This is a genomic window from Proteus terrae subsp. cibarius (assembly GCF_011045835.1).
Lineage (GTDB): Bacteria > Pseudomonadota > Gammaproteobacteria > Enterobacterales > Enterobacteriaceae > Proteus > Proteus cibarius.
Genome location: NZ_CP047349.1, coordinates 3,881,072 through 3,893,554 on the forward strand (window position 1 = coordinate 3,881,072; position 12,483 = coordinate 3,893,554).

Annotated in this window: 10 protein-coding genes; 9 read left to right on the forward strand and 1 reads right to left on the reverse strand. The window is 40.2% G+C overall.

Annotated elements, in window-relative coordinates:
- Positions 1-12: 12 nt before the first annotated feature.
- The 9 genes from atpH to GTH25_RS17795 all read left to right on the forward strand — a co-directional run bounded on the left by atpH (position 13) and on the right by GTH25_RS17795 (position 11,753).
- Positions 13-546: a F0F1 ATP synthase subunit delta gene (atpH, locus tag GTH25_RS17755; protein WP_006534344.1), complete on the forward strand. Its 534-nt coding sequence runs from the start codon at positions 13-15 to the stop codon at positions 544-546.
- Positions 547-560: 14 nt separating this feature from the next.
- Positions 561-2,102: a F0F1 ATP synthase subunit alpha gene (gene atpA, locus GTH25_RS17760; RefSeq protein WP_075673966.1), complete on the forward strand. Its 1,542-nt coding sequence runs from the start codon at positions 561-563 to the stop codon at positions 2,100-2,102.
- A gap of 58 nt (positions 2,103-2,160) precedes the next feature.
- Positions 2,161-3,024, forward strand: a complete 864-nt coding sequence (gene atpG, locus GTH25_RS17765; protein WP_006534342.1) for a F0F1 ATP synthase subunit gamma — start codon at positions 2,161-2,163, stop codon at positions 3,022-3,024.
- Positions 3,025-3,058: 34 nt separating this feature from the next.
- Complete coding sequence (gene atpD, locus GTH25_RS17770) at positions 3,059-4,441, forward strand: F0F1 ATP synthase subunit beta (protein WP_023583323.1); 1,383 nt, start codon at positions 3,059-3,061, stop codon at positions 4,439-4,441.
- Between the two features lie 21 nt (positions 4,442-4,462).
- The gene (locus GTH25_RS17775) at positions 4,463-4,879 is read left to right on the forward strand and encodes a F0F1 ATP synthase subunit epsilon (RefSeq protein WP_006534340.1); all 417 of its coding nucleotides are present in this window, start codon (positions 4,463-4,465) and stop codon (positions 4,877-4,879) included.
- 152 nt (positions 4,880-5,031) lie between these two features.
- Positions 5,032-6,405 (forward strand): bifunctional UDP-N-acetylglucosamine diphosphorylase/glucosamine-1-phosphate N-acetyltransferase GlmU, encoded by a 1,374-nt coding sequence (gene glmU, locus GTH25_RS17780; protein ID WP_164530779.1) that lies wholly within the window; start codon positions 5,032-5,034, stop codon positions 6,403-6,405.
- A 159-nt stretch (positions 6,406-6,564) separates the two neighbouring features.
- A complete protein-coding gene (glmS, locus tag GTH25_RS17785; protein ID WP_099659559.1) occupies positions 6,565-8,391 on the forward strand; it encodes a glutamine--fructose-6-phosphate transaminase (isomerizing) in 1,827 nt (608 codons plus the stop codon).
- Positions 8,392-9,203: 812 nt separating this feature from the next.
- Positions 9,204-10,337 carry a M20 family metallopeptidase gene (locus GTH25_RS17790; protein WP_075674271.1) on the forward strand — a complete coding sequence of 378 codons (1,134 nt, stop codon included), beginning with the start codon at positions 9,204-9,206 and terminating at the stop codon, positions 10,335-10,337.
- A 9-nt stretch (positions 10,338-10,346) separates the two neighbouring features.
- On the forward strand, positions 10,347-11,753 hold the full coding sequence (locus GTH25_RS17795) for a YfcC family protein (protein WP_075674272.1): 1,407 nt from the start codon (positions 10,347-10,349) through the stop codon (positions 11,751-11,753).
- A 56-nt stretch (positions 11,754-11,809) separates the two neighbouring features.
- Here the strand turns inward: GTH25_RS17795 and GTH25_RS17800 are convergent, their stop codons facing one another.
- Positions 11,810-12,442 carry a TetR/AcrR family transcriptional regulator C-terminal domain-containing protein gene (locus GTH25_RS17800; protein ID WP_075674273.1) on the reverse strand — a complete coding sequence of 211 codons (633 nt, stop codon included), beginning with the start codon at positions 12,440-12,442 and terminating at the stop codon, positions 11,810-11,812.
- Positions 12,443-12,483 lie beyond the last annotated feature (41 nt).

Sequence of the window (12,483 nt, forward strand, 5' to 3'; positions counted from 1 at the left end):
GGAGGGAGGGGCATGTCTGAAATAGCAACGGTAGCTCGCCCCTACGCCAAAGCAGCTTTTGACTTTGCTGTGGAAAACCAGGCTGTCGATAAATGGCAGGTTATGCTGGCGTTCACCGCTGAAGTAGCACGCAATGAGCAGGTAACCGAATTACTTTCTGGTTCTTTAGCATCAGAAAAACTGGCTGACATCTTTGTCGACCTTTGTGGCGAACAATTAGATGGTCATGCTCAGAATTTAATTCGTGTTATGGCTGATAATGGCCGTTTATCAACGTTGCCTGAAGTATTGAGCCAATTTATTCAATTGCGCGCAGTACTAGAGTCAACGGTTGACGTTGAAGTAACTTCTGCCATTGAGCTAACTAAACAGCAGCTAGCTAACATTTCTGCAGCGATGGAAAAACGTCTATCACGCAAAGTGAAGCTGAATTGCAAAATTGATAAGTCTGTTATCGCAGGCATGATTATACGCGCCGGTGACCTCGTCATCGATGGCAGTATTCGTGGCCGTTTAGAGCGATTAACAGACGTCTTGCAGTCTTAAGGGGACTGGAGCATATGCAACTGAATTCCACTGAAATCAGCGAACTGATCAAGCAGCGCATTGCTCAGTTCAATGTAGTGAGTGAAGCTCACAATGAAGGTACGATTGTATCCGTTAGTGACGGTATCATTCGTATCCACGGTTTAGCCGAAGTTATGCAGGGTGAGATGATCGCACTGCCGGGTAACCGTTTCGCTATCGCACTAAACTTAGAGCGCGACTCTGTTGGTGCGGTTGTGATGGGTCCTTATGCTGACTTAGCAGAAGGCATGAAAGTTAAATGTACAGGTCGTATTCTGGAAGTACCTGTAGGGCGTGGTCTGCTTGGCCGTGTGGTAAATACACTGGGTGAGCCGATTGATGGTAAAGGTGCAGTAGAGCATGATGGATTCTCACCTGTTGAGATGATTGCTCCTGGTGTTATCGACCGTCAATCAGTTGATCAGCCTGTACAAACAGGTTACAAATCCGTCGATGCCATGATCCCAATCGGTCGTGGTCAGCGTGAATTGATCATCGGTGACCGTCAAACAGGTAAAACTGCTCTGGCTGTCGATGCGATCATCAACCAACGCGATTCTGGCATTAAATGTATCTATGTCGCTATCGGTCAGAAAGCCTCTACTATTTCGAACGTTGTTCGTAAATTAGAAGAACATGGCGCGTTAGAAAACACCATTGTTGTTGTTGCTTCTGCATCAGAATCAGCAGCGCTGCAATACCTAGCTCCTTATTCAGGTTGCGCAATGGGTGAATACTTCCGTGACCGTGGTGAAGATGCCCTGATTATTTATGATGACCTGTCTAAACAGGCTGTCGCATACCGTCAAATTTCACTGCTACTTCGTCGTCCACCTGGACGTGAAGCATATCCTGGTGACGTTTTCTATCTGCACTCCCGTTTACTGGAGCGTGCTGCTCGCGTTAATGCTGAGTATGTAGAAGCTTTCACTAATGGTGAAGTTAAAGGTAAAACCGGCTCTCTGACTGCGTTACCAATTATCGAAACGCAAGCAGGGGACGTTTCTGCATTCGTTCCTACGAACGTAATCTCTATTACCGATGGTCAGATCTTCTTAGAATCTAACCTGTTTAACGCAGGTATCCGTCCAGCTGTTAACCCAGGGATCTCCGTATCTCGTGTTGGTGGTGCAGCTCAGACTAAGATCATGAAGAAACTTTCTGGTGGTATCCGTACTGCACTTGCGCAGTATCGTGAGCTGGCAGCATTCTCACAGTTCGCTTCAGATCTGGACGATGCTACCCGTAAACAATTGAACCACGGTCAGAAAGTGACTGAATTGCTGAAACAGAAACAGTACGAACCAATGTCTGTCGCACAACAGTCTTTATCACTGTATGCCGCAGAACGTGGTTATCTGGAAGATGTTGAAATTTCAAAAGTTGTGCCATTTGAAGCGGCTTTATTAGCTTATGCCTCTCGTGAACATGCTGATTTATTGAAAGAAATCAACCAGACTGGTACTTATAACGAAGAAATCGAAGCTAAGCTGAAAGGCGTGCTAGAAAACTTCAAAGCGACTCAGTCCTGGTAATAACTATTCGGCCTAATAGTTAAACATTAGGCCGTCTGGTTCATGAGGAGAAGCAGAAATGGCCGGCGCAAAAGAGATACGTTCGAAGATCGCCAGTGTGCAAAACACACAGAAGATCACTAAAGCGATGGAGATGGTCGCCGCGTCGAAAATGCGTAAAACGCAGGAACGCATGGCAGCCAGCCGTCCTTATGCAGAAACCATGCGCAGTGTGATTGGTCACCTTGCGTTAGGGAATCTGGAATACAAACATCCATACCTCGAAGAGCGTGAAGTTAAACGTGTCGGGTACCTGGTTGTTTCGACCGACCGTGGTTTGTGTGGTGGTTTGAACATTAACTTGTTCAAAAAACTGCTGGCAGACATGAAAGAGTGGTCTGAAAAAGGTGTGCAGGTAGATTTAGCACTAATCGGTTCTAAAGCCGCTTCATTCTTTGGCTCAGTTGGCGGGAATGTTGTTGGTCAAGTAACTGGTATGGGTGATGATCCAAAACTGTCAGACCTTATCGGTCCAGTCAATATCATGTTGCAGGCTTATGACGAAGGTCGTTTAGATAAACTGTATGTGGTGGCAAATAAGTTCATCAATACCATGGCTCAAGAGCCTAAAATTCTTCAGGTTTTACCATTACCACCAGGTGATGATGAAGAGCTGAAAGAAAAATCTTGGGATTATCTGTACGAACCTGATCCTAAGGCGTTACTGGATACTTTACTGCGTCGTTATATCGAATCGCAGGTTTACCAGAGCGTCGTAGAGAACTTAGCGAGTGAGCAGGCCGCCCGAATGGTCGCGATGAAAGCCGCTACAGATAACGGTGGTAACCTGATTAAAGAACTACAATTGGTGTACAACAAAGCACGCCAAGCAAGCATTACTCAGGAACTTACAGAAATTGTGTCTGGTGCAGCCGCGGTATAACAGCTAGGTTTACGAATTACGTAGAGGATTCAAGATGGCTACTGGAAAGATTGTCCAGGTAATCGGCGCCGTAGTGGACGCCGAGTTCCCTCAGGATAGCGTCCCTAAAGTATACGACGCTCTTGAGGTTATGAATGGTAAAGAAAAACTGGTGCTGGAAGTTCAGCAACAGTTAGGCGGTGGTATCGTTCGTTGTATCGCAATGGGTACATCAGACGGTTTAAGCCGTGGCTTAAAAGTTGAAAACTTGGGCCACCCAATTGAAGTACCAGTAGGTAAAGCAACACTGGGACGTATCATGAACGTTCTGGGTACACCTATCGATATGAAAGGTGATATTGCAACTGAAGAGCGTTGGTCTATCCACCGTGAAGCACCTACCTACGAAGAGTTATCAAACTCACAAGAACTGCTTGAAACCGGTATCAAAGTAATGGACTTAATCTGTCCGTTCGCTAAAGGTGGTAAAGTAGGTCTGTTCGGTGGTGCGGGTGTTGGTAAAACAGTTAACATGATGGAATTGATCCGTAACATTGCGATCGAGCACTCAGGTTACTCTGTATTTGCTGGTGTTGGTGAGCGTACTCGTGAGGGTAACGACTTCTATCATGAAATGACAGATTCTAACGTTCTTGACAAAGTATCGTTAGTTTATGGTCAGATGAATGAGCCACCAGGAAACCGTCTGCGTGTAGCACTGACTGGTCTGACTATGGCTGAAAAATTCCGTGATGAAGGCCGTGACGTACTGTTATTCGTCGATAACATCTATCGTTACACCTTAGCAGGTACTGAAGTATCAGCACTGTTAGGTCGTATGCCATCAGCGGTAGGTTACCAGCCAACATTGGCTGAAGAGATGGGTGTTCTGCAAGAACGTATCACTTCAACCAAAACGGGTTCAATCACCTCTGTACAGGCTGTATACGTACCTGCGGATGACTTAACTGACCCATCACCAGCAACAACGTTTGCTCACTTAGATGCGACCGTTGTACTGAGCCGTCAAATTGCTTCATTAGGTATCTACCCTGCGGTTGACCCACTGGATTCAACCAGTCGTCAGTTAGACCCACTGGTAGTTGGCCAAGAGCACTATGATGTCGCTCGTGGTGTTCAGTCTATCCTGCAACGTTATCAGGAACTGAAAGACATCATCGCTATCTTAGGTATGGATGAACTGTCAGAAGAAGATAAACTGGTTGTTGCGCGTGCGCGTAAGATCCAGCGCTTCCTATCTCAGCCATTCTTCGTTGCTGAAGTATTTACCGGTTCACCAGGTAAGTTCGTTTCCCTGAAAGACACTATCCGTGGCTTTAAAGGTATTCTGAACGGTGATTATGACCACCTGCCAGAGCAGGCGTTCTACATGGTTGGTACTATCGAAGAAGCAGTAGAAAAAGCTAAGAAGCTTTAATACGGCTGACGGGAGGTTGATATGGCCGATACATCGTTCCACCTGAAAGTTGTCAGCGCTGAAAAGCAGTTATATGACGGCGAAGTCAAACGAATTCAGGTAACTGGTAGCGAAGGTGAGCTCGGTATTTATCCGCAGCATACCCCGTTATTAACTGCCATAAAACCGGGCATGGTACGTGTCGTAAAAACATCGGGCGAAGAAGAGGTTATCTACCTTTCAGGTGGTATTCTCGAAGTTCAGCCGACTGGCGTCATTGTACTGGCAGATACAGCTATCCGTGGTCGTGATTTGGATGAAGCGAAAGCGTTGGAATCTAAGCGTAAAGCTGAAGAACACATTCAATCCTCTCATGGTGATGTTGATTATGCTCAAGCATCAGCAGAATTAGCCAAAGCGATTGCAAAACTACGTGTAATCGAATTGACTCGACGTTGATGTAAATAGGCAGTCTATGAATAAAAAAGCCAGTTGGTTCTTAGCTAACTGGCTTTTTTGCGTCATGAAATATTTTGTGTGACGAAATATGTAGTATTATTTGGCATAAACAGGTTTACTTGCCATTCTTTACGGGAGTTATCGGGTTAATTATGTCTAATTCAGCTAAAAGCGTTGTTATTCTTGCTGCGGGAAAAGGCACCCGCATGTATTCACAGTTACCTAAAGTTCTTCATAAACTTGCGGGTAAATCCATGGTTCAACATGTGATTGATACTGCCAAGTCATTAGGTGCTCAACAAACACACCTTGTCTATGGGCATGGTGGTGAACTAATGAAAGAAAAATTAGGTTCACAACCTGTTAATTGGGTACTACAAGCAGAGCAACTAGGAACAGGTCACGCAATGCAACAAGCTGCGCCTTTCTTTGCTGATGATGAAGATATCCTGATGCTCTATGGTGATGTTCCACTTATCACCAAAGAAACGTTAGAACGTTTAATTGAAGTAAAACCAGAAGGCGGTATTGGCTTATTAACGGTTATTTTAGATAACCCAACGGGTTATGGCCGTATTGTTCGTGAAAATGGCGAAGTAACTGGCATTATCGAGCAAAAAGATGCTTCTGAAGAACAACTCAAAATTACTGAAATCAACACGGGTATTTTAGTTGCGAACGGTGGTGATTTAAAACGTTGGTTAGGTAAACTCAATAATAACAATGCACAAAAAGAGTATTACATTACTGACATTATCGCATTAGCGTATAAAGAAGGTCGTAAAATTGAAACGGCTCATCCTCGTCGTCATAGTGAAATGGAAGGCGTGAATAACCGTTTACAACTGGCTACATTAGAACGTATTTACCAAACAGAACAAGCAGAACGTTTATTATTAGAAGGCGTTATGTTGCTTGATCCTGCGCGCTTTGATTTACGTGGCACATTAACTCACGGTAAAGATGTCGTGATTGATACTAACGTGATTATTGAAGGTGATGTGACTTTAGGGAATAACGTTGAAATTGGTACAGGTTGTGTCCTGAAAAACTGTGTGATTGGTGATAATTCTATCATTAGCCCATATACGGTGATCGAGGATGCAAACTTAGCACAAGAGTGTACTGTTGGGCCTTTTGCACGTCTTCGCCCTGGTAGTAAATTAGCGGATAAAGCACACGTTGGTAATTTTGTTGAGATGAAAAAAGCAAGTTTAGGTGTTGGCTCTAAAGCTGGTCATCTGACTTACTTAGGTGATACTGAAGTAGGTGCTAACGTTAATATTGGTGCAGGTACTATCACTTGTAACTACGATGGTGCGAATAAATTCAAAACCATTATAGGTGATGATGTTTTTATTGGCTCAGATACTCAATTAGTTGCACCAGTGACCGTTGCCAATGGTGCAACTATTGGTGCCGGAACAACACTCACTAAAAACGTGAATGAAAATGAACTGGTGATCAGTCGAGTTAAGCAAACTCATATCAGTGGATGGAAACGTCCAGTGAAGAAAAAACAATAATTTTAAGAGGAGGGCGTATATTTAATTAGCGCCCTTTTCTTGTACGCTATTATTCTAAAAACAAAAAATATCCCCGCTTTCTACAATGGCTTGGGGAATAAACCAATCAGGTATAAGACATCCAAGTGCGAATAAACGCACAGTTTTAGGAATAACACAATGTGTGGAATAGTAGGTGCAGTTGCACAACGCGATATCGCTGAAATCTTAATTGAAGGCTTACGTCGTTTAGAATACCGCGGTTATGATTCTGCGGGTTTAGCGGTTGTGGATAATGATTGCAAAATGACACGTCTGCGTGAAGCTGGCAAAGTACAAATGTTGGCTGATGAAGCAGAAAAGACACAAGTGATTGGTGGGACAGGTATTGCTCATACACGTTGGGCAACACATGGTGAACCTTGTGAAGATAATGCGCATCCTCATGTATCAGGTACGATTGCGGTTGTACATAATGGCATTATCGAAAACTACCAAGAACTGAAAGCAGAATTAATTAAAAAAGGGTATCAGTTTGCCTCTCAAACTGACACTGAAGTAATTGCTCACCTTGTTAACTGGGAACAGCGTCAAGGTGGTACATTACGTGAAGTTGTACAACGCGTTATTCCTCAATTACGCGGTGCTTACGGTACCGTTATTATGGATAGCCGTACACCTGAGTTATTAGTGGCTGCTCGTTCTGGTAGTCCGCTGGTGGTAGGTCTTGGTGTAGGTGAAAACTTCCTTGCTTCTGACCAATTGGCTCTATTACCTGTTACCCGTCGCTTTATCTACCTTGAAGAAGGGGATATTGTTGAAATTACTCGTCGTCACGTTCATATTTTTGATGTGAATGGCAATGAAGTTAATCGTGATACGATTGAATCAAATGTTCAATACGATGCGGGTGATAAAGGTGTTTACCGTCACTACATGCAAAAAGAGATCTATGAACAACCTCTGGCGATCAAAAACACCCTTGAAGGTCGTTTAAAATCAGAAACTATCGATCTCAGTGAGTTAGGGCCTAAAGCTGAAGAGGTCTTATCTAAAGTTGAACATATTCAAATTGTAGCCTGCGGGACTTCTTATAACGCAGGTATGGTTTCTCGTTATTGGTTTGAATCTTTAGCAGGTATTCCTTGTGATGTTGAAATTGCATCAGAATATCGCTACCGCAAACCAGCAACTCGCCGTAATAGCTTACTGATCACATTATCTCAATCAGGTGAAACCGCAGATACGTTAGCTGCGTTACGTTTATCTAAAGAGTTGGGTTATTTATCTTCTTTAGCAATTTGTAACGTTGCGGGCTCTTCTTTAGTTCGTGAGTCTGAATTTGTTTTAATGACTAAAGCTGGTGCTGAAATTGGTGTTGCATCAACCAAAGCATTTACAACACAGCTAACCGTTCTATTAATGCTGGTGGCATATATGGGACGTATTAAAGGTGTCGTGACATTAGAACAGGAAGTTTCAACAGCATTACATGCATTGCCAAGCCGTATTGAAAGCATGTTATCGAAAGATAAAGTAATTGAGGCATTAGCTGAAGACTTCTCAGAAAAAAGCCATGCTTTATTCTTAGGTCGTGGTGATCAATACCCAATTGCAGTAGAAGGTGCATTAAAGCTAAAAGAGATCTCTTATATTCATGCAGAAGCGTATGCTGCTGGTGAATTAAAACATGGCCCATTAGCATTAATTGATGCAGATATGCCTGTTATCATCATCGCGCCAAACAATGAATTATTAGAGAAATTAAAATCTAATATCGAAGAAGTTCGAGCACGTGGTGGTTTACTGTATGTGTTTGCTGATCAAGATGCAGGTTTTGAAGAAAACGAAACGATGAAGTTAATTTCGTTACCTCATGTTGAAGAACTTATCGCACCTATTTTCTATACAGTACCATTACAGTTGTTGTCTTATCATGTTGCTTTAATTAAAGGCACAGACGTAGACCAACCTCGTAATCTTGCAAAATCGGTTACGGTTGAATAAAAATTAGTTTTTTATAAATAATTTATTGTTATTTATACTTAAACCCAGTGAGATCTTAACTGATACACTGGGTTTTTTATTATATTTATCGTATATCTAGGTTTTTAGATATAAAAAAAATTTATTAAATAAGGCTAACACTGCTAATTAACAACAACGTCAACAATAATTATCGTTAATAATGATTAATGAGGAGCGCTTAACTTAAAGAAAAATAATTCAAGTAATCTTTTTATTAAATAAGAACGTTTATTTATCTTTTCTAGAAATAAAATATTTAATAATAAAAGTAAATTATATTTTATAATTTAAAAAATAGTTAAGATTGGTGTTGTAATTTACTGTTTATTTTGATAATTCTATTTTTTATTTTTATGAGTATTCTGTTTTTATTGGATCTTTTCTTATATCGGTATTTTATTTTATCTATATTAATTTGATTTAAAATGAGATTTTTTTACGTTTTATTTTGTTTTATTTTTCTAGTTTCTTATTAAAACAGTCAAGCAATATTCAGGTTAACTCTCTTATCTCCTCTGATCTCTTATTTAAAAAATATATTTCTTTATATTGCTTTTATTGGTTGTTTAATTAATTGTTATTATGATTTTAAAAAATAGATGCAATCATATTAAATATATGTAAAGTTTAAGGTTGCTTTATTTATTAGTAAATAATGAAAATTAAAAATGAACGCTAATGATTGTTATTTAGCGTTTTGTTGCAGTTTATAAGCGAGTTATTTCAGGAGAAATAAAGCTCAAAAGCAAGCTAAGAAAAACTGCAAATTATAATTACAAGAGGTAAGAGAAATGCAAAACACAATTAATTCACAATACAATGAAATGGTTGAATTTTTAAAAGAATTAGTGAACACAGAAAGTGGCTCTTATGATAAAGAGGGCGTTGATGCTGTTGCTAATTTACTTATCCAACGTTATGAAAAACTCGGTTTTGTTGTTGAAATTTTTAAAAATGACAAACTAGGGAATAATTACCGTTTAGTGCATAAAGAAGCTAAAGATCCACAAATTTTCATTGCTGCTCATCTTGATACAGTTTTCCCTAAAGGAACAGTGGCAGAGCGTCCATTTAGTATCGAAGGTACTCGTGCTTACGGCCCTGGCGTTATTGATATGAAAGCCAGTCATGTTCTGACTTATTACGCGATCAATGCACTGATGCAATCAGGCAATAGTGCTTATAAAAATGTTGAAATTTTCCTGAATTGTGATGAAGAAATTGGTTCAAAAACTTCTCGTGGTCTGATTGAACAGTATGCCAAGAATAAATCCTATGCCTTAGTGATGGAGCCTGCTCGAGCTAATGGGGCGATTGTGAGTGCGCGTCGTGGAGTGGGCACTTATGAGCTTTTAATTGAAGGTAAAGCATCTCACTCAGGTATTGCACCAGAAGCGGGAATTAGTGCTATTCAAGAACTCTCTTATAAAATTCAAGCGTTACATGCGCTTTCTCGCCATGATGACGGGCTTTCTGTCAACGTAGGATTGATTTCTGGTGGTACATCAGTCAATACCGTTGCACCTAATGCGCGTGCTGAAATTGATGTTCGTATTTCAACCGATGAGCAAGGTGTTGAAATTGATAAACTTGTAAGGGAAGTATGTAGCAAGCCTGCCTTGGAAGGTATTAAGCTTACACTTAATGGTGGTATTAATCGCCCTCCTATGGTCAAAACGCCTGAAAGTGGTGCTTTAATTGACATCATAAAAGAGCAAGCTCGTCTACTTGGTCTTGATATTGAAGATATTTCAACAGGTGGTGGCTCTGATGCTTCGTTTACAGCAGGGGTTGGCACACCTAGTGTAGATGGTTTAGGCCCTATTGGGGGATATCAACACAGCGATAAAGAATATATTGATTTGCCTTCATTAACCGAAAGAACGGCGCTATTTGCCAATATTTTAAAGCGCTTGTCTCAATAAGGTGAATGTATGGATAAGAATAAAAAAATAAAATGGGCTATGCCAGATGCTTTTATTATTATTTTTGGCATCGTTATCTTAGCCGCTATTGCAACTTATTTAATTCCTGCCGGCACTTACGAACGCGAAACAGTAAATGGGCTAAATCGTGTTGTACCGGGAAGTTTTGGTTATGTTGACCAGAATCCAGCTTCATTAATGGATGTTTTTTACGCCATTCCTGTGGGATTAAAGCAATCAGCGAGCATTATTTTCCTGATCTTTATGATTGGTGGTGCGATAGCTATTTATGATAGAACTCGTGCTATTGATTCAGGGATCAATGCGTTAATTATCAAAACAAAAGGTAATTACCAAGCACTGATTATTACTGTTGCATTTATCTTTGGAATGCTTTCATCATTAGGATTGGCTGCCAACGCGGTTATTGCTTTTATTCCAATAGGAATAGCCCTTTCGCGTTCGATGAAATTAGATGCCATAACAGGAGTCGCTGTTGTTTACCTCGGATATTATGCAGGAAATGCAGTCGGCGTTTTAGATCCTACTATTTTAGGTACAGCACAAACGTTAGCTGAAGTACCTCTATTTTCAGGTGTAATTTTTAGGATTGTATTATTCTCAATTTTGATTGTAGTCACTATTGCTTATATTGTTTGGTATGCAAGACGTATCGCGAATAACCCAACTAAAAGTTATATGTATGGACTTACAACTGATGATCCTGATTATGATGCTCATGAAGATCAAACAATGGATGGTACTTTCTCTTTAATGCAAAAATTGAGTCTTGTTGTCTTTATTGCATTTATCGGATTGTTTTTATACGGTGCATTTGAATATAAGTGGGGAATTGAACACTTATCTGCCATCTTTATTATGATGAGTGTTGTGGTAGCGGCGATGTTTAAAATTAGCCCTAATGACTACATCAAAACCTTTATGAAAGGTGCTCAATCTTTAGTTTATGGTGCATTAGTTGTTGGTATTGCAAGAGCTGTAATTGTTATTTTAGATGAAGGACGAGTACTGGATTCTATTGTTCAAGCCACACTCGTTCCATTACAGCAAACCTCTCACTTTTGGGGAGCGCAGTTACTTTATTTCTTTAATTTATTATTTAATTTATTGGTAACATCAGGAACCGGACAAGCTTCTATAGTGATGCCTATTATGGTACCTATCTTAGATATCTTGGATCTCACTCGCCAAACTGGTGTCTTGATCCTTAAATTAGGCGATGGATTTACTAACATAATTACACCAACATCTGGCGTATTAATGGCAGTATTGGCCGTAGGAAAAGTGCCTTGGACTCGTTGGGTTAAATTTGTTTTCCCTATCTTGATGATTTGGACAGTGATTGGTATGGCGGCGATTGGTATCGCAACCGCTATTAACTATGGCCCTGTCTGATTTATAAAATAAGAAAATAAAATAGCCGCATATAATAAGCGGCTATTTTTTCAATTCTAATTAATTTGATGTTGAAAACCGAGCAATAATTGCTCTAACCCAAATTCGAAGCGACTTGTAAAATCATCAGCAAAAAGAACCTCTCTTGCTTGCCAAGTTTGAGGAAATTTATCTTGGACTAATTGCTCAAATGCCTCTCTTTTATCCATTAATTCTGCTTTTTCAATGAGCATGACGGATTGTTGTTCTATACAACATCCTAAAATAAAATAAAGTAACGCCATTGTCATTTTGCTGGCTAATTGAGCTGAAGTACCTGACTGCATAATTGCATTAATAAAAGTATTATTTATACGTAATACATTTTCAGAAATGACATAAGTACCTGCAAATACTCTGGCACCGTCCCTATGACGTAAAAATGCGTTTCTTAAATCATAAGAAAGGCGTGTTATATCTTTTTTCCAATCATTATGAAATTCAAAATTTACGGCAACATCGCTGACTATTCTATCTGCAATCCCTTCAATTAACGTCTGTTTGTTATCAAAATGCCAATAGAGAGAGGCTGCTTTTATCTGTAGAGCATCCGCTAGTTTACGCATTGTTAAGCCTTCAATACCTTCTGTCTCTAGTAATGCAAGGGCGGTATCTACTACTTTTAGCCGTTCAATTTTAGGTGTTTTCATAAATAATTCTCATTACCCTCTTTTATATCTAACATTGTTAG